This is a genomic window from Luteimonas lutimaris (assembly GCF_039537065.1).
GTDB classification, from domain to species: domain Bacteria; phylum Pseudomonadota; class Gammaproteobacteria; order Xanthomonadales; family Xanthomonadaceae; genus Luteimonas; species Luteimonas lutimaris.
In genome coordinates this window covers 365,374-389,781 of sequence record NZ_BAAAZU010000006.1, presented here as the reverse complement: position 1 = coordinate 389,781, position 24,408 = coordinate 365,374, and the positions used below count along the sequence as shown (strand labels likewise).

17 protein-coding genes are annotated in these 24,408 nt (G+C 71.0%); 13 read left to right on the top strand and 4 right to left on the bottom strand.

The features are described 5' to 3' along the window. Positions 1–35: 35 nt before the first annotated feature. On the bottom strand, positions 36–1,106 hold the full coding sequence (gene galE / locus ABD679_RS08290; protein WP_344759478.1) for a UDP-glucose 4-epimerase GalE: 1,071 nt from the start codon (positions 1,104–1,106) through the stop codon (positions 36–38). A gap of 211 nt (positions 1,107–1,317) precedes the next feature. Here galE and ABD679_RS08285 point away from each other — a divergent pair, with 211 nt between their 5' ends. The 13 genes from ABD679_RS08285 (at position 1,318) to ABD679_RS08225 (ending at position 16,235) form a co-directional block, all read left to right on the top strand. After that, entirely contained in the window at positions 1,318–2,607 is a 1,290-nt protein-coding gene (locus tag ABD679_RS08285; protein ID WP_344759477.1) for a nucleotide sugar dehydrogenase, read from the top strand. Between the two features lie 163 nt (positions 2,608–2,770). Further along, positions 2,771–3,778: an NAD-dependent epimerase gene (locus ABD679_RS08280; RefSeq protein ID WP_344759476.1), complete on the top strand. Its 1,008-nt coding sequence runs from the start codon at positions 2,771–2,773 to the stop codon at positions 3,776–3,778. Positions 3,779–3,968: 190 nt separating this feature from the next. Beyond that, on the top strand, positions 3,969–4,589 hold the full coding sequence (locus ABD679_RS08275; RefSeq protein WP_344759475.1) for an XrtA/PEP-CTERM system exopolysaccharide export protein: 621 nt from the start codon (positions 3,969–3,971) through the stop codon (positions 4,587–4,589). Continuing rightward, positions 4,586–6,166, top strand: a complete 1,581-nt coding sequence (locus ABD679_RS08270; RefSeq protein WP_344759474.1) for an XrtA system polysaccharide chain length determinant — start codon at positions 4,586–4,588, stop codon at positions 6,164–6,166. The genes ABD679_RS08275 and ABD679_RS08270 overlap by 4 nt, the downstream gene beginning before the upstream one ends. Continuing rightward, entirely contained in the window at positions 6,163–6,915 is a 753-nt protein-coding gene (locus ABD679_RS08265) for a P-loop NTPase family protein (protein ID WP_344759473.1), read from the top strand. The genes ABD679_RS08270 and ABD679_RS08265 overlap by 4 nt, the downstream gene beginning before the upstream one ends. A 12-nt stretch (positions 6,916–6,927) precedes the next feature. Then, positions 6,928–8,238, top strand: coding sequence for an outer membrane beta-barrel protein (locus ABD679_RS08260; RefSeq protein WP_344759472.1), 1,311 nt, complete (start codon positions 6,928–6,930; stop codon positions 8,236–8,238). A gap of 31 nt (positions 8,239–8,269) precedes the next feature. Then, a complete protein-coding gene (locus ABD679_RS08255) occupies positions 8,270–9,430 on the top strand; it encodes a glycosyltransferase (protein WP_344759471.1) in 1,161 nt (386 codons plus the stop codon). 1 nt (position 9,431) lies between these two features. Then, positions 9,432–10,574, top strand: a complete 1,143-nt coding sequence (locus ABD679_RS08250; RefSeq protein WP_344759470.1) for a glycosyltransferase family 4 protein — start codon at positions 9,432–9,434, stop codon at positions 10,572–10,574. After that, positions 10,555–11,955, top strand: coding sequence for an O-antigen ligase family protein (locus ABD679_RS08245; RefSeq protein WP_344759469.1), 1,401 nt, complete (start codon positions 10,555–10,557; stop codon positions 11,953–11,955). Before ABD679_RS08250 ends, ABD679_RS08245 begins: the two co-directional genes overlap by 20 nt. Further along, the gene (locus ABD679_RS08240; RefSeq protein ID WP_344759468.1) at positions 11,952–13,001 is read left to right on the top strand and encodes a polysaccharide deacetylase family protein; all 1,050 of its coding nucleotides are present in this window, start codon (positions 11,952–11,954) and stop codon (positions 12,999–13,001) included. The genes ABD679_RS08245 and ABD679_RS08240 overlap by 4 nt, the downstream gene beginning before the upstream one ends. Next, on the top strand, positions 12,998–13,774 hold the full coding sequence (locus ABD679_RS08235) for a polysaccharide deacetylase family protein (RefSeq protein ID WP_344759467.1): 777 nt from the start codon (positions 12,998–13,000) through the stop codon (positions 13,772–13,774). The genes ABD679_RS08240 and ABD679_RS08235 overlap by 4 nt, the downstream gene beginning before the upstream one ends. Continuing rightward, positions 13,771–14,934, top strand: a complete 1,164-nt coding sequence (locus tag ABD679_RS08230; protein WP_344759466.1) for a glycosyltransferase family 2 protein — start codon at positions 13,771–13,773, stop codon at positions 14,932–14,934. The genes ABD679_RS08235 and ABD679_RS08230 overlap by 4 nt, the downstream gene beginning before the upstream one ends. Beyond that, positions 14,934–16,235, top strand: coding sequence for a glycosyltransferase family 4 protein (locus ABD679_RS08225; RefSeq protein WP_344759465.1), 1,302 nt, complete (start codon positions 14,934–14,936; stop codon positions 16,233–16,235). The genes ABD679_RS08230 and ABD679_RS08225 overlap by 1 nt, the downstream gene beginning before the upstream one ends. Positions 16,236–16,244: 9 nt before the next feature. On the opposite strand, the gene ABD679_RS08220 is transcribed toward ABD679_RS08225, so the two are convergent. The 3 genes from ABD679_RS08220 to ABD679_RS08210 form a co-directional block, all read right to left on the bottom strand. Beyond that, on the bottom strand, positions 16,245–17,030 hold the full coding sequence (locus ABD679_RS08220) for a YdcF family protein (protein WP_344759464.1): 786 nt from the start codon (positions 17,028–17,030) through the stop codon (positions 16,245–16,247). An 81-nt stretch (positions 17,031–17,111) separates the two neighbouring features. After that, a complete protein-coding gene (locus tag ABD679_RS08215) occupies positions 17,112–18,605 on the bottom strand; it encodes a lipopolysaccharide biosynthesis protein (protein WP_344759463.1) in 1,494 nt (497 codons plus the stop codon). Next, positions 18,602–24,406, bottom strand: coding sequence for an amino acid adenylation domain-containing protein (locus ABD679_RS08210; protein WP_344759462.1), 5,805 nt, complete (start codon positions 24,404–24,406; stop codon positions 18,602–18,604). Before ABD679_RS08210 ends, ABD679_RS08215 begins: the two co-directional genes overlap by 4 nt. Between the last annotated feature and the right edge of the window lie 2 nt (positions 24,407–24,408).

Here is a 24,408-nt window from a genome sequence, read left to right as displayed (position 1 = left end):
TGAAGCGCGGGTCACTTTTGTCTTGCCTTCCCTGCCTACGCGCTTGCGAGCGCGAGTTCGTCCGAGGTGCGTGAGGCGTCTTCCAGGCGCTCTGAACCGCCATATCCCTCCGGATTCATCGACTGCCACCGCCACGCATCGCGGCACATCGCCTCGATGCCAAGCTCCGCCCGCCAGCCCAGCAGCCGCTGCGCGAGCGAGGGGTCCGCATAGACCTCAGCCACGTCGCCGGGGCGGCGCGCGACGATCTCGCAGGGGACTTCCCGTCCGGACGCCTTCGCGAATGCGTGCACCAGTTCCAGCACGCTGACGCCACGGCCGGTGCCCAGGTTCACGGTCAGGCTGCGGTCTTCGCGCAGCAGGTAGTCGATCGCGTCCGCGTGCGCGCGCGCGAGGTCCATCACGTGCAGGTAGTCGCGCACGCCGGTGCCGTCCGCGGTGGGCCAGTCGCCGCCGAACACTTGCAGCCTGTCGCGCCGGCCGACCGCGACCTGGCTGATGTAGGGCATCAGGTTGTTCGGCACGCCGCCGGGATCTTCGCCGATCAGGCCGGACGGATGGGCGCCAACCGGGTTGAAGTAGCGCAGGTTGGCGGCGCGGAACGCCGGATCGGCTTCGCACAGGTCACCGATCAGCTGCTCCATCACCAGCTTCGTGCGGCCGTAGGGATTGGTGCTGCACAACGCGGCGTCCTCGCGGACGGGCACGCATGCGGGGTCGCCGTAGACCGTCGCCGAGGAGCTGAACACCAGCCGCTTCACGCCCGCGTCCTGCATCGCCTGCAGCAGGTGGATGGTGCCGGCGATGTTGTTGTCGAAGTAGTCCAGCGGCCGCTCGCAGGATTCGCCCACGGCCTTGAGCGCCGCGAAGTGCACGACCGCGTCGAAGCGCGGGCCGTCGAACAGCGCCTCGACCTGCGCGCGCACGCGCAGGTCCGCGCGTCGGAACGGCACCGGGCGCCCGATGATCCGTTGCAGCCGGTCGAACACGCAGGGCGAGCTGTTGACGAAGCTGTCGGCCACCAGCAGGTCATGCCCGCGGCTGGCCAGCACCGTGCAGGCGTGGCTGCCGATATAGCCGGCGCCTCCACACACCAGGACCCGCATCTTGGTTTGCTCCGTCGGGATACGCTGCCCATTGCCAACGCGGCAAGCGCCCGATTCCGGCAACGCCGCGGTCAGACCGGCCGCCGCTGGCCTGGCCGCCCCGCCGAATGCGTTGGCATGGCCACACCCCATCTCGCCACCGCGGCGGCGGAGCCGGTCCGATAGACTGTTCCGCGCCGCCCTGCCCGGGCTTCACGATGACTGCGACGACATGACCGCGGCGCTGCCTGCACAAGACGACATCCGCATTGCCGTGATCGGCCTGGGTTACGTGGGGCTGCCGCTGGCGGCCGCCTTCGGACGCCGCTACCCGACGCTTGGCTTCGATATCGACGCCGGCCGCATCGCCGAGCTTCGCGAGCACCGCGACCACACGCTGGAACTGTCGGCCGATGAACTGGAGGCGGCGGACAAACTGGCGTTCGCCAGTGACCCGGCCGCGCTGGCCGGCTGCAACGTCTTCATCGTCACCGTGCCCACGCCGATCGACGACTACAAGCGCCCCGACCTGCGCCCGCTGGAATCGGCCAGCCGTACCGTCGGTCGCGCGATCGGCCGCGGCGGCGTGGTCGTGTACGAGTCGACCGTCTACCCGGGTGCCACCGAGGAAGTCTGCGTGCCGATCGTCGAGGCCGAGTCCGGGTTGAAGTTCAACGAGGACTTCCATGCCGGCTACAGCCCCGAGCGGATCAACCCGGGCGACCGCGAACACCGGCTGGAAACCATCCTCAAGGTCACCTCGGGCTCGACGCCGGAGGCGGCCGGCTTCGTCGACGCGCTCTACGCCAGCATCATCTCCGCCGGCACCCACAAGGCCTCCAGCATCCGCGTCGCCGAGGCCGCCAAGGTCATCGAAAACACCCAGCGCGACGTCAACATCGCGCTGGTCAACGAACTGTCGCTAATCTTCCACCGCCTCGGGATCGACACCCACGAGGTGCTGGAAGCGGCGGGCACGAAGTGGAACTTCCTGCCGTTCCGCCCGGGCCTGGTCGGCGGCCACTGCATCGGCGTGGATCCCTACTACCTGACCCACAAGGCGCAGCAGATCGGCTACCACCCCGACGTGATCCTGGCCGGGCGCCGGATCAACGACGCCATGGGCGGCCACGTCGCCGAGCGCGTGGTGAAGCTGATGCAGCAGCGCGGCTTCCGGACCTCGGGCGCGAAGGTGCTGGTGCTGGGACTGGCGTTCAAGGAGAACTGCCCGGACCTGCGCAACACCCGCGTGGTGGACATCATCCGCGAGCTCAAGAGCTACAACGTCGACGTCGACGTGCACGACCCCTGGGTCGCGCCCGCACACGCCGAAGCCGAGTACGGCCTGTCGCTGGTCGACAGTCCTGGACCGGGCGGCTACGACGCCGTGATCCTTGCCGTTGCGCACGAACGCTTCGTCGCCCTCGGCGCCGACGGCGTGCGCGCATTCGCCAAACCCGGCGCGGTGCTGTTCGACGTCAAGCGCGCGCTGCCGCGGGAGAGCGTCGACGGCTGCCTGTGAGCCACTGCAGGAGCGGCTTCGGCCGCGAGCTTGAAGCCCGGCAATCGCTGCAGCCACCTGCAGAAGCGCGCGGCTGAAGCCGCTCCTGCAAGGCATGTCCCGTGTCAGCCGCGCGTGACCCGTTAATCTTTGCCCCTCCCTCCACGCACTCGAAAACACGACCATGCGCATCCTCGTCACCGGCGCCGCCGGCTTCATCGGCTCGAAACTCAGCGAGCGCCTGCTGGCGCGCGGCGACCAGGTGCTGGGCTACGACAACCTCAACGACTACTACGACCCGCGGCTGAAGGACGCCAGGCTGGCGCGGCTGAACCCGCTGGACGGGTTCTCGTTCGTGCGCGCATCGCTGGAGGACCGCGCGGCGATGGACGCGGCGTTCTCCGACTTCAAGCCCGAGCGCGTGGTCAACCTGGCCGCGCAGGCCGGCGTGCGCTATTCGCTGGAAAACCCGCACGCCTACGTCGACAGCAACATCGTCGGCTTCATGAACATCCTCGAGGCCTGCCGCCACAACGGCGTCGGGCACCTGGTCTACGCCTCGTCCAGCTCGGTCTACGGCAACAACCGCAAGCTGCCGTTCGCGGTCGAGGACAGCGTCGACCATCCGGTAAGCATGTACGCGGCCACCAAGAAGGCCAACGAACTGATGGCGCACACCTACAGCCACCTGTTCGGCCTGCCGACGACCGGCCTGCGCTTCTTCACCGTCTACGGGCCATGGGGCCGGCCGGACATGGCGCTGTTCCTGTTCACGCGCAGGATCCTCGCCGGCGAGCCGATCGACGTGTTCAACCACGGCCACCACACCCGCGATTTCACCTACATCGACGACATCGTCGAAGGCGTGATCCGCACCCTCGACCGCGTGCCCGGGCCCGACCCGGACTACGACCCGCTCGCGCCCTCCCCGGCCACGTCCAGCGCGCCGTACCGCGTCTACAACATCGGCAACAACCGCCCGGTGGAGCTGCTGCGCTACATCGAGGTGCTCGAGGACTGCCTGGGCCGCAAGGCCGAAAAGAACCTGCTCCCGCTGCAGCCCGGCGACGTGCCCGACACCTACGCCGATGTCGTCGCCCTGCAGCGCGACACCGGCTACTCGCCGTCGACGCCGATCGAGACCGGCGTGGCGCGGTTCGTGGCGTGGTACCGGGAGTTCTACCGGGCGTAACGCCCGTTCACCTGCGCCGGCAGGGCCGGCGATCGCCTCCCGGAGAACCGACGCCCGGTTCGCGGCGCCGGGCCAGGTCGACCACGCCGCCGGCACCCGTCCGGTAGCCGCATGATCGCCACTCGCCGCCGCGTGTCCCGGTCGCGGCCGTATTTGCGTTGGAACACCTAGCAACCAGAGGTGACGACGCATGGAAATTCTCAAGCGGCTGACGACCATCTTCCTGTTCCTCGCGCTCGCCGCCTGCGCGACCGTAGGGGAATCCCCCACCGCACCGCCCGCCCAGACCGGCGCGGCCGTCGACGACTACCTGATCGGCGTCGACGACATCGTGCAGGTGACCGTCTGGCGCAACCCGGAACTGGGCATCACCGTGCCCGTGCGGCCGGACGGCAAGATTTCCGTGCCGCTGGTCGGCGACGTCGCGGCCGGCGGCCACACGCCGGCGCAGGTGGCCGCCGATATCCAGGAGAAGCTGGCCTCCTACGTCCGCGACCCGCAGGTCGCCGTGATCCTCACCGACCTGCGCAGCCACGAATACCTGTCGCGCGTACGCGTGACCGGCGCGGTGCGCACGCCGGTATCCATCCCGTACCGCCAGGGCATGACCGTGCTCGATGCGGTCCTGGCCGCCGGCGGCGTCACCGAGTTCGCCGCGCCCGACCGCTCGGACCTGTACCGCAAGTCGGACAACGGCGCCACCAAGTCCTACGCGGTGCGCCTCGACCGCATCCTCAACAAGGGCGACCTTGCGACCAACTACAAGGTCGCGCCGGGTGACGTCATCACCGTCCCGGAGCGCACGCTATGAGCAACCCCGCGTTGGAATGGTCGCCCACCGAGGCCCATCCGACGGCCACCGCATTGGCACTGGTGCCGGTGGTACGCCATGAACTGAAGCGGCACATCGTGCTGTATGCCGGCATCTTCACGGCGCTGGCGCTGCTCGCGCTCGCGATCGGCATGCTGCTGCCGAAGAAATACGCATCCACGACCACGATCCTGGTCGAGGAAAGCAACATCATCGCCCCGCTGATGGAAGGCCGCGCGGTCCCGACCAGCGTGGTCAACCGCGCCAGCATCGCGCGCGAGGTCGCCTTCAGCCGCAAGGTGATGAACGAAATCCTCAAGGCCGGCGGCTGGATGGACAGCCATCCCTCGCCGATCCAGCAGGACCGGCTGATGGAGGACATCAAGTCGCGCACGGTGATGGGCAATCCGCGCGAGAACCTGATCCAGATCCGCTACGTCGACTCCGACCCGGAGCGCGCCTACCGCGTCACCGAGCGTTTCGCCGACATGATCATCAGCGAAAGCCTGGCCACCAAGGAGCGCGAGAGCCGCCAGGCGTACGGCTTCATCAACAGCCAGGTCGCCGACTACCACAAGAAGCTCACCGACGCCGAGGCCAACCTGGAGAACTACCGCAACTCCAACCCCGACGCCCGCCCCGGCGTGGGCGCGGACGTCAACGCGCGCATCAGCGAACTGCGCCGGCAGGTCGAGATGTCCAAGCTGGAACTGATCGACCTGCACTCGGCGGAGGGCGCGATCAACCGCCAGCTCACCGGCGAAAGCGAGGTCAGCGTGATGCAGACCCGCGCCGGCCAGATCCGCGCACGCCTGGCGGACCTGCAGACCCAGCGCCAGCAGCTGCTGCTGACCTACACCGAGCAGCACCCGGACGTGGTCCGCGTGCAGCACCAGATGAACGACCTGCAGGAAGAGCTCAAGCACGAGGAATCCCGTCCGGTCGCATCGGGCACGGGCCAGCCGGCATCGATGGACGGCTCGGTGACGATCAACCCGCTGTACACCGAGCTGCGCAGCAAGCTGTCCGAGGCCCGCAGCCGCAGCGCGGCGGTCGCGTCGCGGATCTCGACCGCCGAGGGCCTGCTGCAGCAGGAGATGGAGCGCAACCGCCGCATCGCCGCGTCCGAAAGCACGCTCGCCGAACTGACCCGCGACTACGAGGTCAACCGCGACCTCTACCAGGACCTGCTCAAGCGCCGCGAGAACGCGCGCGTGTCGATGAACCTCGACGCCGAGCAGCGCGGCCTGAGCTTCCGCATCCAGGAACCGGCGACGATGCCGCTGCGTCCGGTCGGGCTGCGCCTGATGCACGTGGCCGGCGCCGGCCTGGGCGCCGCCTTCTTCGCCCCGCTGGTGCTGCTGCTGGGCGCGGTCAAGCTCGATCCGCGCGTGCGCTCGCCGCTGCAGATCGAACGCGAGGCCGCGCTGCCGGTGCTCGGCACGATGCCGATGTACGTCACCCCGCGCAAGCGCCGGATGATGCTGCGCCGCTTCGCCATGGCCATCGGCCTGCTCCTGATCGCGGTGGCCGCGTACGGCCTCGTCCTCGGCCTCAAACTGGTGCACGTCCTATGAACAACCCGATCGCGAACGAGGCCCTGCCGGACGACCGCGAGGACGACGACGCGCGCAAGGCGTCGCACCGCTCGATCGCCCGCATCTCCTGCGGACAGGCGCTGACGCCATCGCAACTGCGCGACCGCACGGTCATCTACCGCACCGACGTCGCACGCCCGGAGGTCGACGCCTTCCGCGACCTGCGCACCAAACTGCTGGCGATGGTCGACGGCAACTTCGTGACCCTGGTAGTCCCGGTCAGCCGCGGCTGCGGCGGCAGCTTCGTGGCGCGCAACCTCGCCGCGGCGATGGCCTTCGACGAGACCAAGAGCGCGCTGCTGATGGACTGCGACCTGCGCCAGCCGTCGCAGGACGCGACGATGCGCATCGAAATCCCGACCGGCGGCCTGACCGACTACCTGGAAGACCCGGAAGCCGACCTGTCCACCGTCCTGTACGACACCGGCGTGCCGCGCCTGCGGCTGCTGCCGGCCGGCCGGCCGCGCGAGACCGGCGCCGAATACTTCTCCACCTTCCGCATGCGGCTGCTGGTCGATTCGCTGCGCAGCCGCTACCCGGACCGCTACCTGGTGATCGACGGCCCGCCGGTGATCGGCTCGCCGGACGCGCGCATCCTTGCCGACCTCGCCGACGTCGTGGTCCTGGTCGCCGGCTACGGCCGCGACACGCCGGCGACGATCGCGCAGGCAGCCGGCAACTTCGATCCCGCGAAGTTCGCGGGAGTGCTGTTCAACGAAGGCGTCTAGGGGACACTTCCCATGGCCAAAGCTCCCGGTATCCCTGTGCGCTCCGCGCTCGCCGCGGCCGTGCTCGCACTGTTGCCCACGGCGGCCGGCGCGGCGCAGATCAACTACGAAGTGGGCGTGGGGGTCCTGCAGAGCGACAACATCGGCCTGGCGTCCGGCAACGGCCAGGACGAGACGGTCGTGATGCCGCAGTTGCGCTTCGACCTCCTGCAGACAGGCTCGCGCCTGTCGCTCAACGGCAGCGGCCAGTTGCAGTACCTGGACTACCGCGACGACACGTTCGACGACGACTTCCGCGGCGCGTTCTCCGGCCAGGCGCTGTGGACGCTGCTGCCGGAACGGCTGGAATGGACATTCGAGGACTACCTCAGCCGCCAGCCGGTGGACAACCTGGCGGTCTTCAGCCCGGACAACCAGCAGCAGACCAACCTGTTCGTCACCGGTCCCACCCTGTACCTGAGGCTCGGCAGCGGGACGCGCGCGCAGTTCGACCTGCGCTACAGCAACAGCTACGCCGAAGAGACCGATGCGTTCGACAGCGACCGCTACAACGCCGCCGCGCGGCTGGTCCGCGACCTGGCGACCAACCGCACCCTGAGCGCGAACATCGAGGCGACCCGGGTCAAGTACGACGACGCCCCGATCGACGTCGACTACACCCGCTACGACGGCTACGCCACCTATTCGAGCCGACTGCGCACGGTCGATTTCAGCATCGACCTGGGCTACTCGCGGCTCGAGTTCGAGCACCGCGCGGGCGACGAGTGGCTGCCGCTCGTGCGTGGCACCCTGGCCTGGCGGCCAACGGCGCGCAGCACGCTGGACGTTGCGGCCGGCTACGAATTCTCGGATGCGGCCGAAGACATGGTCACCAGCGTGATCGGCGGCGGACAGGTAGTGATCGACACACCGGGAAGCCCGCTCGTCCCGATAACGCCGGAGGTGTTCAAGCAGCGCCGGCTGGAGGCCGGATACGAGTACGCGGGCGAACGCCTTGGCCTGCAGGTGCGGCCGTTCTACCAGCGCGTGAGCTATGTCGACTCGCTCGCCCGGGACGAGGAAAGCTGGGGCGGCTACGCCTCGGTGTCCTGGAAACTGCGGCCGCGGCTCACGCTGGCCGCATCGGCGGCAACGCTTGACCGCAGCTTCGACCAGCTCTCGCGCCGGGACCGTGATTCGTCCGTCGGCGTTTCCCTCGAGAACCAGTTCACCCGCAACTGGAGCGCACGGATCGACCTGCAACGCCGCGAACGCGACAGCAGCGAACCCGGCCAGGATTACCAGGAAAATGTCGCCATTGTCAGCTTTGCCTATCGCCGTTGAGGCCGAGCCCGCAGCCGAGCCCGCATGCGAGTTGCAGACGCCGGCTCCCGCGCGGATCCGGCTGCTCCTGCTCACCGACACCTCGATCGCGTTCTCCGGCGGCAGCGAGCGCTTCCTGCGCAACCTCGTCACCCTGCTGCCGCGCGACCGTTACGACATCACGGTCGTGCAGCTCGACGCCGGCGGCTTTCCGGAATCGGAGAAGCACCATCTGGCCGACGGCGACGCGGCGCGGATCGTCCACCTGCCGGTCGAGGCGATCTATGGACGCGGCGGCCTGCGCGCGCTGCGGACGCTGCGATCGATGGTCGCTGGCGGCGGGTTCGACATCGTCCAGTCGCACCACGAGAAGTCCGACCTGATCAACGCGCTGCTGCCGCGCAGGCCGGGCTGCGTGCACATCTCCAATCGTCGCGACATGGGCTACAAGAAGAGCGCGAAGCTCAAGTGGCTGTTCCGCCACCTGAATCCGCGCTTCGACTGCGTGGTGGCGCCGTCGCAGCAGATCCTCGGCGAACTGGCCCGGAGCGAGGCGCTCGAAGCGGGGCGGATGCTGTGGATCCCCAACGGGGTGGACACGCAGCGCTTCCACCCCCGCCCGCCGCCCGCCCGGGCAGCGATCCGGCAATCACTGTCGCTGCAAGCCGATGCGCTGGTATTCGGCTGCGTGGCGCGCCTGACGCCGGAAAAACGGCACGTCGACCTGGTCGATGCGTTCGCCCGGATGCACGCGACCTTCCCGCAGGCCCGGCTGGTGCTGCTGGGCGACGGTCCGCTGCAGGGGGAAATCGAGGCGCGGGTGGTCAGCCTCGGCGTGGCCGGCGCGGTGCGGATGACCGGCATGCGTCCGGACGTCGAGGCGATCCTGCCGGCGCTCGACGTGGGCATGCTGGTGTCGTCCACCGAAGGCATGTCGAACGCCATCCTCGAAATGATGGCCAGCGGCCTGCCGATGATCGCCACCGACGTCGGCGGCAATCGATCGCTCGTCGCGTCCGGCGCGACCGGCCTGCTGGTCCCGGCGCGTGCGCCCGGCCGGCTCGCCGAGGCGATGCTGGCCCTGGCCGCCGATCCGGCGCTGCGGCACCGCATGGGCGAGGCGGCGCGCCAGCGGGTGGAGCGCGAGTTCTCCCTCGCGGCGATGGTGCGTGCCTTCGACCAGGCCTACCGGCGGCTGGCGGACGTGGCCTGAGATGGCGACCGGCACGCCAGCGACCGTCCTGCAGCTGCGCTCCAGCGCCGGCATGTACGGCGCCGACCGCGTGGTGCTGGCGCTGGACGGCGCGCTGCGAAACGAGGGTGCACGCAGCGCCCTGCTGTGCATCCGCAACTACCTGCTCGACGCGCAGCCGCTGCACCAGGCGGCGGTTGCCGCCGGCAGCGACGCGATGCTGCTGCCCTGCCGCGGCCGCATCGACATGCGCACGGTCGACGCGCTGGTCGCGCTGGTCGATGCACGCGGCGCCGACATGCTGCACGTGCACGACTACAAGAGCGCCTTCTACGCCTGGCTGGCGGCGCGGCGGCGGCCTGGCGTGAAGCTGGTCGCCACCCTCCATGGCTGGGTGGAATCCTCGCGTGCGCTGCGCCTGTACACCACGCTGGAACTCGCGTTGCTGCGCCGGTTCGACGCGCTGGCCGTGGTCTCCCGGCCGCAGGTCGAACGCCTGCTGCGCGCGGGCGTTCCACGGGACCGCATCCACCAGGTCGACAACGGCATCGCGATGCCCGCGCCGGCGCCGGAACGCCCCGGGCTGCGGCGCGCGCTGGGCCTGGCGGGCCCCGGCCCCGTGCTTGCCGCGGTCGCGCGCCTGTCGCCGGAGAAGAACCTCGCCCAACTGGTATCCGCGTTCGCGGCCGCCTCCGCGGCGAGTCCCGGCGCCTGCCTGCTGGTGGTCGGCGACGGCCCCGACCGCGAGGCGCTGCAGGCGCTTGCCGGCGCGTCGGGCGCGGCCCACCGGATCGTCTTCGCCGGCCGCCGCGACGACATGGACGACATCTACCGGATCGTCGACGCTCTCGTGCTGCCTTCGCTGAGCGAAGGCATGCCGCTGGTGGTCCTGGAGGCGATGTCGCACGGCGTGCCGGTGATCGCCAGCGCCGTCGGCGAGGTGCCGCGCCTGCTGGCTGGCACGGAACACGGCGTCCTGCTGCCTCCGGGCGACGGCGCGCAGCTGCAGGCCGCGCTGCGGCTGGCGATCGCCCGGCCACCCGGCCACGATGCACGTGCCGTCGAGACCGTGCGTACCCACTACTCGACCGCCGCGATGGCAGCGCGCTACCTCGACCTCTACCACTCGCTCCGGGAACAGGACCATGACCGCCGGTCCGCCTGACAGGCCGCACCCGGCGTCGCCGGGCGCCGAGCGCTTCCCGCTGGCGGCGCGGGCGCTGCACGTGCCGGCCGCGCGCCTGCCGGCTGCGGCCATTCCGGAAACGCCGCACGGCAGCGCAGGCACCCGCGGCGCGGCGAAGGCCAAGGCGGGAGCCCGCACGCCCAACAACTGGGCGCTGTATGCATTCCTGTTCCTGCTGCCGCTGCAGAACATCCACACCGGCTACCTGCCCAACCTCGGCGGCGGACTCAATTTCCTCAATCTCGGCTTCGGCCTGTCGCTGCTCGGCGCGCTGTGGATGCACGGCAGGCTCGCGCCCTCCGAGCCGGTCAACCGCTGGGTGCTGGTCTACGCCGCGTACTCGGTGGTCTCGGTGTTCGTGAGCTACCACTACGTCAGCAATACCGAGTCGCACATGAACATCCTCAAGGACCACCTGACCGGTGTCTCGCTGCTGTTTCTGGTGCAGATGAGCGCCACCAGCTGGGCGGGCGTGCGCAGGATCGTGCTGGCGACGATCCTGCCGCTGCCCTACATCGCCAAGGTGACCTGGGTGGAACATGCCAGCGTCGCCAGCTGGAACTATTCCGACGACCTGCGCATCAAGGGCACGTTCGCGCTGCTGGGCGCCAACGAGTTCGCGGCCTTCTGCGTCACCGTCTCGGCGGTGCTGTTCGCGCTGCTGCTCGCGACCCGCGCCAGCCGCTTCTGGAAGCTGATGTTCCTCGGCGGTATCGCCTGCGCGGTGTTCGGCGTGCTGTACGCGTATTCGCGCACCGCCTATGTGGCGCTGATCCTGGCGCTGCTGGTGATCGTGGTGGCCTGGCGCGGGCGCTGGAAGCTGGTGCTGCCGCTGATGCTCGCCGCGGCGATCGTCCCGCCGCTGCTGCCGCCTTCGGTCGTGCAGCGTTTCGACAGCACCACCGTCGAGGAAGGCCACCGCGACGAAAGCACCGAGTTGCGCTTCGACTTCTGGCAGATCGCCTGGGACAACTTCATCGCCCACCCGGTGGTCGGGACCGGGTTCCAGTCGTTCCGCCATCCGGAAATCAACCCGTACCGGATGGACACGCACAATGTGTACCTGCGCACGCTGAGCGAAGGCGGCCTGGTCGGCGCGGTGATCCTGCTCGGCCTGCTGCTGTCGATCCTGCGCGCCGCGCGCCGCGAGCTTGCCGCATCCGTGTCCGGCACCTGGCGCTATGCGCTGGCGCTCGGGCTGGTCGGGGCCTGGATGGGGCTGGTCTGCGGCAACATCTTCGGCGACCGCTTCACCTATTACCCGGTCATCGCCTACTTCTGGACCTACGTGGCGCTGGTGGTGAAGGCGCGCCACCTGCCGCCCGACGATACCGGCGCGCGCGCGGGAGGGCGGCCATGATCACCGGGCTGCGTCGCTGGCTGCGCTACGCGATCGCCGTGGCCGCCCACCACGGCGGCCTCGATTTCATCTACCGGAAGGTCACCGGTGCCGGGCTGGTGGTGCTGATGCTGCACCGGTTGCGCGATGCGCACGACCCCTACCCGCTCAGCCTCTCGCGCGCCAGCTTCCGCCAGCTGGCGGGCTGGCTGGGCGAGCGCCACGCGCTGGTGGACCTGGAAGCCGGCCTGCGCGCGCTGTCCGACGTACGCGACACCCGCGTCCACTACGCGATCACCTTCGACGACGGCTACCGCGACAACCTCGGCCTGCTGGAGGCCGACGACATGGGCGGCATCCACGCATCGGTGCCGGCCGTGGTCTATGTCGCCACCGGCCACGTCGGCGGCGAGACCATCTGGGCCTACCGCCTGCAGCACGCGGTGGCCGCCCGCCGCCAGGATCGGCTGGACCTGTCGTCGCTGGGCCTTGGCTGCTTCGACCTGTCGCAGCCGATCGAGCGCGACCGCCTGTACCAACAGCTGCCGCCGCGGCTCAAGCAGTTTCCGCCGAAGCAGCTGGAAGCCCGCGTCGACGAGATCGCCGCGCAGCTGCGGCCGGACCCGGCGTCCACGCAGGGCGACATGCTCGACTGGCCGGACATCCGCACGCTCGATGCCGGCGGCATCCGGATCGGTGCCCACACCCGCCACCACGTGCTGCTCAGCCGCGTCGACGCCCTGGCCGCGCGCGACGAGATCGCGGGTTCCCGCAGCGACATCGATCGCGCCACCGGCATCGCTCCGGCGCACTTCGCCTACCCCAACGGCGGCGCCGGCGATTTCGGCGAACGCGACGTGCGCATGGTCCGCGAGGCCGGCTATGCAACCGCGGTCACCTCGATCGAGGGCATCAACCGGCGCGACGTCGATCCCTACCGGATCCGGCGGCACAACGTGTTCGAGGAGCGCTACCGCGCACCGTCCGGGCGGCTGTCGAAGGCGCTGTTCTTCAGCGAAACCAGCGGCCTGCTCGGCTGGCTGCAGGCGCGCAGGGCGGCGGCATGAGCACGGCCCTGCCGGTGCTGATGTACCACGGCCTGCACGCCGGTCCGGACAGTCGCGGGCGCTTCGATCCGGTGTACAGCGTGCATCCGGATGCGTTCACCGCGCAGCTGGACTGGCTGCTGCGCAACGGTTACCGCAGCATCGGCGCCAGCGCGCGCACGGCGACCGCGGATGGACGCCGGGTCGCCATCACCTTCGACGACGGCGACGTGTCGAACCTCGAGGTCGCGCTGCCATTGCTGCGCGAGCGCGGCATGGTGGCGACGTTCTTCATCACCTCGGGCTTCGTCGACCAGCCGGGCATGCTGTCGTCGGCGCAGGTCGCGCTGCTGGCCGATGCCGGCATGGAAATCGGCGCACACGGGCGCAGCCACGCGTTCCTGGAGGACCTGGACGACGCCGCGCTGGCCGCGGAGCTGCGCGACAGCCGTACGCGGCTGTCCGCGCTCACCGGGCGGGCCGTCGAATCGATGGCGCTCCCCGGCGGGCGCGGCAGCGAACGCGAGCGCCGTGCCGCGCGGGCACTGGGCTACACGCACCTGTTCGGCTCGGTGCCCGGCCCCAACCGCAACCCCGACCGCGACCGCTGGCTGCAGCGCATCGCCGTCACCCGCGGCATGGCGCTGGAGGAATTCGCGTCGCTCGTGGCCTGGCGCGGCCCGCGCCCCCGCCTGTCGCGCATGCGCTTCGAGGCGCTGTCCTGGCCCAAGCGCGTGCTGGGCAACGCCGGCTACGAACGCCTGCGCGCCCGGCTGCTGAAGGCCGCGCCATGAGCGTCCTCGCCATCCTGGCGTTCTGGGCCTGCGCGGGCGTCGTGGCCTGGGTGTATGCCGGCTACCCGCTGCTGGTGGCGCTGCTCGCCGACCGCTTCGGCGACGCCCTCGAAGAACCCGATCCCGGCCGCGAGGACTTCACGCCCCCCATTACGGTCGTCGTGGCCGCCTACGACGAGCAGGCGCGCATCGGCGCGCGGATCCGCGACATCCTGGCCCAGGACTATCCGTCCGACCTGCTGCGCGTGCTGGTCGTCAGCGACGGCAGCAGCGACCGCACGGCGCAGGCGGCGCGCGATGCGGCGGATGGCGATCCGCGCGTCGAGGTGCTCGAGCTGCCGTGCAACCGCGGCAAGGCCACCGCACTGAACATGGCGATGGAGCGCGTGCACACGCCGGTCGTCGTCTTCGCCGACGCGCGCCAGCGCTACGCGCCGCACGCCCTGCGCAGGCTGGCGGCACCGTTCGCAGACCCGGGCATCGGTTCGGTCAGCGGCGAGCTGGTGATCGAGGACGTCGCCGCCGTCGGCACGCCCACGCGCGCCGTCGGCCTGTACTGGCGGATGGAAAGGCGCCTGCGCGCGGACGAGTCGCGCCTGGAATGGCTGCACGGCGTGTCCGGCGCGATCCACGCCGTGCGTCGCGACTGCTTCCGGCCGCTGCCGCCGGGCACCATCCTCGACGACATGTGGATCCCGCTGCAGGTCGCCTTCGCCGGCCATCGGGTGTGGATGGCACGCGACGCGATCGCCATCGACCGCGCCAGCGCCACTCCAGGCGAGGAATTTGCGCGCAAGCTGCGCACGCTGGCCGGCAACTGGCAGCTGATCGCACGCATGCCCACGCTGCTGCACCCGCGCCGCAACCCGCTGTTTTTCGCCTGGTTTTCGCACAAGTTCCTGCGCCTGCTCGCGCCCTGGGCACTGCTGCTGGCCCTGGCGGCATCGGCCGTGGCGCCGGGGCCGGTGTTCCGGGTCCTGTTCGTGCTGCAGGTGCTTGGCTACGCCTGCGCGGCGCTGGGCGTGGCGATGCCGCGGTTCGCGGCGCGGATGCCGCTACTGCCCGCCGCGGGTGCGTTCGTGCTGCTCAACCTCGCGGCGCTGCTGTCGCTCCCCGCCTCGCTGGCGCCGGATGCATCGCGGCTGTGGAGGAAGCACTGATGGCGCGCATCCTCTTCGTCACCAGCCGCCTGCCGTTTCCGCCGAAGGAAGGCCACCAGCTGCGCTCCTGGCACCTGCTCCGCGCGCTGGCGTCGCAGCACGAGGTCATCCTGCTGAGCTTCCTCCGACGCGATGACGATGCGTCCGCCATCGCGTCGATGCCCGTGCGGCTGGCCGGCGTGGAGACCTTCCCCATCGAAAGCGAACAGTCGCGGCTGGCGCTGCTCATGGCACTGCTGCGCGGCAGCTTCGGCGCCGAACCCTTCGTCGCGGCGAAATACGCCTCGCAGGCGATGCGCGCGAGGATCGCGGCGCTGGCCGGCACGGTGGACGCGGTGCACTTCGACATGCTGCCGCTGATGCGCTACGCCGACGCGGTGCCGGCGTCGGTCCCGGTGGTCTACAACGCGCACAACGTCGAACACCAGCTGCTCGACACGCGCATGCGGATCCACCCCAACCGGCTGGCGCGCCTGTTCCTGCGCCGGCAGCTGCCGCTGCTGCGCGCCTTCGAACGCGATGCCTGCCGCCGCGCGCGGCTGGTGCTGGCGTGCTCGGGCACCGACGCACAGCTGCTGCGGCCACTCGCACCCGGCGTGCGCGTGGCCATCGTGCCCAACGGCGTCGACCTGGAGGCCAACGTCCCCGCGCGCGCGCCGGGCAGCCGGGCGCGCCTGGTGTTCGTGGGCCAGATGGGCTGGTTCCCGAACCGCGACGGCGTGGAATGGTTCCTGCGCGAGGTGTTCCCGCGGATCCTGATCATGCGCCCGGATGCCGAGTTCATGCTTGTCGGCAAGCATGACGGGCTGCCGATCCCGGCGGACGTGGCCTCCCACGTCACCCTCGCCGGCTTCGTCCCCGACCTGCGGCCGGCCGTGCACTCGGCGTCGGTCTACGTGGTGCCCCTGCGCGCCGGCAGCGGCACGCGGCTGAAGGTGCTGGAGGCGATGGCGCTGGGCAAGGCGATCGTGACCACGACGATCGGCAGCGAAGGCATCGTCCTGCGCCACGGCCAGAGCGCGCTGTACGCTGACGACGCGGCCGGGTTCGCCGATGCGGTGGTGTCGCTGCTCGAATCGCCCGCCCTGCGCGAACGGCTGGCCGGGGCCGCGCGCAGCTGCGCGGAGCGGCACTACGGCTGGCAGTCGATCGGCAGCGACCTGCTCGCCTTCTACGAACCCCTGCTCCCCGCCCCCGCCCCGCCCACCCCCGCTGCAGCAACCCCGAAGCCGGCGCGGCTGGCGCGCAGGAAGTCGCGGGCGCGGCGCAGGCAGGCGGCGCATTCGATCGATCCCGGCTAGGAAAGCCGCTCAATCGCCGCGTTGCGCGCCGCCGCCTGCCTGGCGCGGATGCCGGCGCGTGGTGTGTCGCCAGTCGAGCACGCGGTACCAGGCGATCCCGACCAGCTCGTGCAGTGCATCCTCGGTCTTGCCGATCGCCGACGCCTGCGGCAGCAGGTCGCCGGGGCCGCCGGGCGGCACCACGTCCGTGCCCGTGTCCTGCACGCAGGTCTCGATGCCGGCGGCTTCGAATGCCTGCAGCGCACGCGCGCGGTGCGGCGGCGACGTGACCACGCGCGCGCGCCGGCCCGCCAGCGCGCCGGCCAGCGCACGCGCGCTTTCGCGTGTCGTGGTGGAGTGCGCTTCCACGCGCAACGCCGACGATGGCACGCCCCACTCCCCGGCGAGGCTCGCGAGCACCGTGCTTTCCCGCACCGGATATGGCCCGCCACCGGCGATCCACAGCGTGCCGCTGCGCCCGGCGAGCCACAGTTCCGTCGCCGCGCGCGCGCGGGTCCAGCTTTCCGAGGTCAGCGCCCGATAGTCGGCGCTGCCGGCCGGCGGATGGTTGACGCCACCCGAGAGCAGCACGATCGGTCCGCGGTCGCCGGGGTCGCAGTAGGCGCGCGCGGGCACTGCGCCCTCGAGCACACGTTCGAGCAGATTCGCGCCCAGCGGCATGCAGCCCAGCACGAGCAGTCCGCAGGCGACGATGCCGACCCGGCGCCAGCCGCGCCCGAGCCTGTGCCGCAGCACGAACAGCACCAGCGCCAGCAGCAGGCACCAGGCGACCGGCGAGAACACGGCATCAGGCATTGCGACGACTCCCGTGCGCCGCCGGCGGCGCACCGGCATCCGCGCGGCCGTCGTCCAGCGTTGCCGCGCCCGGCATCCCGCTCAACCCGCGCCGCGCGCCTGGAACGGCATGCGCAAGCCGCGCCACGACAGCAACATCGTCCGCAGGCGCGCGTCGAGCGCCAGCACCGCGACGACGTAGGCCATGCCCGTCGCGCCGCCGCCCAGGACCAGCCGTGGCCAGCCGGACGCCAGCCCGAACGCCCCGCTCCACGACACCAGCGCGATGCACGCCAGCGCCACCACCAGTGCCGTGGCCAGGACCCGCGGCTGCGGCAGCTGCAGCAGGTCGCGCGGCACCCACGCACACGTCGCGACCGCATAGGCGGCGGAGCTGGCCGCGGTCGCGTAGACCGCACCCATCACGCCGTGCGTGGGGATCAGCCACAGGTTCAGCGCGGTGTTGACCACCAGGCTGCCCGACGTGAGCGCCAGCACCTTGAGCGTGCGCTTCTCCAGCAGCAGGCCGTAGCCGGACACCAGCAGCACCGGCATCAGCGCATACACCGCGCCCACCATCGCGAACACCGGCCCGGAGGCGGACTTGGAATGCCCGCTCAGCGCGATCACCGCATCCGCGCCGAAGCACCACAGCAGCGCGGCGATGCCGACCAGCGCGTAGGTCAGTGGCGGCAGGACGCGCTGCTTGAGCGCGCGCACCGCCGCCGGGCCGTCGGTGGTGAACAGGCGGTTGGCCATCGGCGTGAACGCCTCGAACACGGTGATGTTGGTGAACATGTTGACCTGCATCGCCAGCGCCGCGCCGATGCTGTAGATGCCCACCGCCTCGAAGTTGCCGATGATGCCCTTGATCATCACCCGGTCGAGCAGGATGAAGGCGACCGCGACGATCTCGTTGGCCACCAGCGGGAAGCCGTAGACCAGCCCCTTGCGCAGCGTGCCGCGGTCCACGTGCGCGCGCGAGAAGCCCAGGTTGCCGCGCATCCACCACAGGTAGAAGAACACCATCAGCCCGGCCGCGGCCAGCTTGCCGCCGTAGGCGGCCACCGCCGAGTGCTGCAGCAGCAGCACCGCGCCGACCATCGTCGCCACCTCGCCCCAGCGCCAGCCGATGCGCGAGACCATCACCAGGTGCGATTTCTCGCTGATGCGCAGCACCGTCTCGACCAGGCTGGCGAACACCAGCAGCGGCGCCGAGGCCAGCGCCATCCAGAACACCGGCGACTGCCGCGCACCGCCGAACAGGTCGAACGACACCAGCCCGGCTACCACCAGCACCCACAGCAGCAGCGAGATCCCCAGCGGCAGGAAGAACAGGTTGGTGGAGAACGCGCGCAACTGCCCGGCGTCGCCGCCGTGCGGGTAGAAACGCATGATCGCGTGCTGCGCGCCGAGCTTGCCGATGGCCACGCCCATCAGCACCCACGAGTCGTAGTAGTTGAGGATGCCGTACTGGGTGTTGTCGAGCAGCCGGGTCAGGATCGGGAACGAGACCAGGCCCGCTGCGATCACCATCAGGTTGCTGGTGGAATAGCGCAGCAGGTGCGTGGTGAAACCCGGCCTGCCCCCGCTCATGCGTCCTGCGCGGCCAGCCGGGCGCCGGCCTCCGCGCCGGGGGTGCCGCGCGGGCGCGCCGCGCGCCGGCGCGCAACATCGATGGCCTCGGCCAGCTTCGGCGGCAGTTCCGGTTTCTCGACGATGCCGCGGTGGGTGCCGGGCACATCGAGCACCTCGACCTCGCCGGCAAGGGCGCTCCAGCCCAGGCAGGGATCGTCGCCGAGCGACGGATCCTGCTGCGCGGCGCGGAACAGGGTCAGCCGCCCGGCCCAGGGCTGCACCACGTAGTCGCGGTAGGCGCGCAGGTGCGTGGCCTCGACGTGCGCGTAGCGCAGCTCGTGCGGCAGCGGCTCGCCGCGCTCGCGCAGCTGCGCGACCAGGCGCCGGCCGCGCACGGCGGCGATGCGGTTGCCCGGCATCCGCGCCAGTGCCGCCAGGGCCTTGCCCGGCGACAGCCCGCGCAGCCGCGCGCGCAGCCGGCTCCATGCCGATGGCGGATGCGCGGCCTGCTCGCGCAGGCGCTTGCCGTAGTGCGAGGACGTGTCGATCAGCCCGAGCAGCGCGACCTCCTCGCCCGCGGCGGTGAGCTGCTGCGCCATCTCGTAGGCGATCATCCCGCCCATCGAACCACCGGCCAGGTAATACGGGCCCGACGGCTGCACCTTGCGGACCTCGGCGACGTAGCGGCGCGCCATGTCCTCGATCCTGTCCAGCGGCGGCGTCACGCCGTCCAGGCCCAGCGCCTGCAGGCCGTAGATGGCCATGCCTTCGGGCAGGCTCGCGGCCAGCGCGCGGTAGTTGAGCACGTTGCCACCGATCGCGTGGGCGAAGAACAGCGCCGGCGCGTCGGGATCGGTGCCCGCGCGGATCGGCACCAGCGGTGCCCACGGATCGACGGCGGCCGATGGCGCATGCGCTTCGCCGGGCACGGTCGCGCCCGCGGCGCGGTAGGCGGCCGCCAGCGAGCGCGCGGTCGGCGCGGCGAACAGCGTCGCCAGCGGCAGGTTGACGCGGGTGGCCTTGCTCAGTCGATGGAACATCCGTACCGCCTGCAGCGAGTGGCCGCCGAGGGCGAAGAAGTCGTCGTCGACGCCGACGCGCCCGCGCCCCAGCAGCTCGGCCCAGATGTCGGCGACCTGCACGACCAGCGGATCGTCGGCGGCGAGCGCGGCCGGCGCTGCTTCCGGTGCAGGCGAAGCCGCTGCGGCAGCAGCCGGCACCGGCGCCCCGGCCGCGTGCTCGCGCCCCATCCGTGCCGGCTGGTCGTCGTCGAAGCGGGTGAGCTGCGCGATCGTCTGGGTGGGGTCGCGCACCAGCGATTCGAGCATCGCGCGGAAGCGCGCGGCCAGCATCGCCGCGGTGGATTCGAGCAGGGTGTCGGCGTTGTAGACCACTGCGCCGGCCAGGCCACCGCCGTTCTCCACCAGCCAAAGCCCCAGGTCCTGGGTGGCGCCGGGGTCGGCCAGCTCTATGCGCGAATGCCGGATGCTGCCCCACTGCAGGTTGCGCTGGCGCACGTCCTGGAACGAGAACATCGCGTGATACAGCACCTGTCCGCCGCCGCTGGCGCTGCGCACGCTGAGTTCACGCATCAGGTCCTCGAGGCGGATGTCGGGGTTGGCGAAGCTGTCGAGCAGCACCGACTTCACCTCGCGCAGCACCTCGGCGAACGGCAGCGCCGGATCGATCCGCGCGCGCAGCGGCAGCGTATTGGTGAAGTAGCCCATCAGGTTCTCGGTCTCGTCGCTGTTGCGCCCGCGCACCGGCGTGGCGACGATCAGGTCGCGCTGGCCGCTCACGCCCTGCAGCAGCGCGAAGTACGCGGTGAGCATGGTGACGAACAGGGTCGAATCGAGCTTGAGCGCGGCCGCGTGCAGGCCGTCGCCGAGTTCGCGCGGGAACGCGACCGGGTACTGGCGGCTGCCGCCGGACATGCCCGGCTTGCGCGGCAGGTCGGTGGGCAGCGCCTGCAGCGGCTCGTCGCCGGGGCGCAGGCGTTCGCGCCAGAATTCCACCTGCTTCGCGTATTCCGGCCCCTCGATCCACTCGCGGTGCCAAGCCGAGAAGTCGCCGTAGGACACCGGCAGTTCCGGCAGCGTCGGTTCGCGGCCTTCGATGAAGGCGGCATAGAACTCCGACAGGTCCTGGTACAGCAGGTCGAACGACCAGCCGTCCCAGATCGCGTGGTGGACCAGGAAGATCATCAGGTGGTGGTCGTCGGACAGGCGGTAGAGTCGCGCGCGGAACAGCGGCGGCTCGCCCAGATCGAAGGGCATGGCGATCAGCGCGTTCATGTCGGCCAGCGCCTGCGCTTCGGCGTCGGCCTCGGGCAGATGGCCGAGGTCGACCACCGGCAGCAGGCCGCTGTCGACGCTGTCATGGACGACCTGGAAGGCTTCGCCGCCGAGCGTGCCGATCGAGGTGCGCAGCACCGACTGCCGCTGCGCCACCGCATCGAAGGCGCGCTTGAACGCGTCGAGGTCCAGCGGCCCGCGCAGGCGGTGGCCGGACGGCGTGTTGTAGGTCACCTGCCCCGGCGTGAACTGCTCCAGCAGCCACAGCCGCTCCTGCATCAGCGACAGCGGTGCGGTCGACTGGTCGGCGAGCCTCTTGATCGGCTCGCGCGGGGGCGCACCCAGGGTGGCCGCGGCGATCCCGGCCAGGCCAGCGACGGTCGGCGTGTCGAACAGCGCGCGCAGCGTCAGCGCGGCGCCCAGCTCGCGGTTCAGGCGCGAGGTCAGCTGCGCGGCCAGCAACGAATGCCCGCCGAGCGAGAAGAAGTTGTCGTGGATGCCGACCGCCGGCTGGCCCAGCACCTGCGCCATCAGCTTCGCTATCGCGCGCTCGGTGTCGTTGCGCGGCGGCACCATGTCCTCGCTGCGCGCGTCCAGGTCCGGCGCGGGCAGCGCCTTGCGGTCGACCTTGCCGTTGGGCAGCAGCGGCATCGCGTCGAGCATCACGATGTGTTGCGGCACCATGTATTCAGGCAGCGCGCGCTTGAGCAGGTCGAGGGTTTCGCGCTCAATCGGCTTCGCGCCCGGCTGCGCCACTGCGTAGCCGACCAGGCGCACGTCGCCGGGACGGTCCTCGCGCACCAGCACCAGCGACTGCGCGACGCCGGGGCACGCGGCCAGCGCGGCCTCGATCTCGCCCAGCTCGATGCGGTAGCCGCGCACCTTGACCTGGAAATCGAGGCGGCCGAGGTGCTCAAGCGTGCCGTCGCTGCGCCAGCGCGCGCGGTCGCCGGTGCGGTAGAGCTTCGCGCCGGGGCGGTCGCTGAAGGGGTCGGCGATGAAGCGCTCGGCGGTGAGGTCGGCGCGGCCGAGGTAACCGAGGGTGACGCCGTCGCCGCCGATGCATAGTTCGCCGGGCACGCCCAGCGGGCACGGCTGGCCCTGCGCGTCGACGATCCATACCGTGGTGTTGGCGATCGGCGTGCCGATGGAGATGCCGCGCGCCGGGTCTTCCACCCGCGCGCAGGTCGACCACACCGTGGTCTCGGTCGGGCCGTACAGGTTCCACAGCTGGCCGCAGCGCGCGAGCAGCGCACGCGCCAAGTCCGGCGGCAGCGGCTCGCCGCCGCACAGCACGCGGAAGTCCTGGCCGCCCTGCCAGCCGGCGTCGATCAGAACGCGCCAGGTGGCCGGCGTGGCCTGCATCAGGGTCGCGCCGCGCTCGCGCAGCAGCATCGACAGCAGTTCGCCATCCATTGCCGTTTCGCGGTCGGCGAGGATGACCTCGGCGCCCACGCTCAGCGGCAGGAACAGCTCGAGCACGGCGATGTCGAACGACAGCGTTGTCACCGCGACCAGCCTGTCGTCGGCGCCCATGCCCGGGCGCTGCTCCATCGAGGCGATGAAGTTGGTCACCCCGCGGTGCGGCACCTGCACGCCCTTGGGCTTGCCGGTGGAGCCGGAGGTGTAGATGACGTAGGCGATCGACTCCGGGTCGATCCGCTGCGTCTCGCGTTCGGCAGACGCCTGCGCGAGTTCGTCGGCCAGCGCGTCGAGCGCCAGCACCGGGCGGCCGCGCAGGTCGAAGCGGTCGGCGTGGCTGCGCTGGGTGACCAGCGCCGCGAGGCCCGCGTCGCCGACCATGTAGGCCAGCCGTTCCTGCGGGAACGCCGGATCCAGCGGCACGTAGCCCGCGCCGGTCTTGAGGATGGCCAGCTGCGCGGCCAGCATGTCGACGCCGCGGTCCACCGCCAGCCCCACCAGCGCGCCGGCGTGCACGCCGCGCGCGCGCAGCAGCGAAGCGATGCGGTTGGCGCGCGCTTCCAGCTGCGCGTAGGTCAGCGCCTGGTCCCGGTAGCGCAGCGCGATGCGCTCGGGTGCGCGGTCGCACTGCAGCTCGAACAGCTCGTGCATGCCGCGCTCGGCCGGATACGGCGTGCGCGGCGGCTGCAGCGCGGCCAGCGCCTGAAGCTCCGCGGGCGGCAGCAGCGGCAGGCGGCCCAACGGCGTGTCCACCGCGGCCACCGCGCCACGCAGCAGCGATTCGTAGGCCTGCATCCAGCGCACGATGGTGGCGCGGTCGAACAGGTCGGTGTTGTACTGGCACTCCAGCCGCAGTTCGCCATGCGCCTGCACGGCGTTGATGAACAGCTCGAAGTTCTCGCAGCTGCGCGGGTTGCTCTGGAAGTCGAGCGACAGGCCCGGGAACGCGGTGGCCTGCTGGTCCAGCGCCTGGTCGATGTTGAACATCACGCTCACCAGCGGCAGGCGCGACGGGTCGCGGCGCACGCGCAGCTTCTTGAGCAGGGTGCCGAAGGTGTAGCGCTGGTGCTCGATGGCGTCCAGCAGCGTGACCTGCAGCGCGTCCAGGGTCTGCGTGAACGGCTGCGCCGGCGGCACGTCGCAGCGCAGCGGCAGCAGGTTGACGCAGTGGCCGACCAGGTCGTCGTGGCCGTCGACCGACTGGCCGGCGGCGGGGATGCCGATCACCACGTCGGCCTGCGCGGTCAGCCGCGACAGGGTGGCGGCGAAGCCGGCCAGCAGGGTGGCAAACAGGCTGGTGCCGCGGCGCGCGCCCATCGCGCGGATCGCGGACACCAGCGTGGCGTCGAGCACGTAGTCCTCGCGCCTGGAGGCGAAGGTGCGCTGCGCCGGCCGCGGGCGGTCGGTGGGCAGGTCCAGCACCGGCGCTTCCTCGACGAAGCGCGAAAGCCAGTAGCCCTCGTCCTCGGCGTACTGGCGCGTGGCCGGCTGGGTGGCCTCGGCCAGCGCGTAGTCGGCGAACGATTCCGGCGCTGGCAAGGTCGCCGCGCCGGCGCCCACGTCCTGCGCGTACAGCGCGGACAGCTCGCGCACCAGCACCCACCACGACCAGCCGTCGCAGACGATGTGGTGGGCGGTGAGCACCAGCACGTGCTCTTCGGCCGACAGGCGCAGCAGTTCGGCGCGGAACGGCGAGCCGCTGTCGAGCGCGAACGGCGTCTCCACCGCCAGCCGCAGGCGCTCGGCCACGGCGGCCTCGCGCGCGGCCGCGTCCGGGCCGGAGAAATCGCGGTGTGCCAGCGCGAAGCCGGCATCCTCCAGCACGCACAGCGTCTCGCCGTCCGGGCCGAAGCTCGCGCGCAACACATCGTGGCGGTTCACCAGTTCGAGCAGTGCCGATTCCAGCGCCGCCGCGTCGAGCGTCCCGCGCAGCCGCAGCGACACCGACTCGTTGAACGCCAGCGAGGCGTCCTCGCCGAGCCGGTCGGCCAGCCAGACTTCGCGCTGCGGCTCGGTGGTGGGCACCACGCGCAGCAGTTCGCCGCCGGCGAACGGGTCGTAGTCCACCGCATTCCTTGCCGTGTACCGCGGAAGTGCAGCCATCG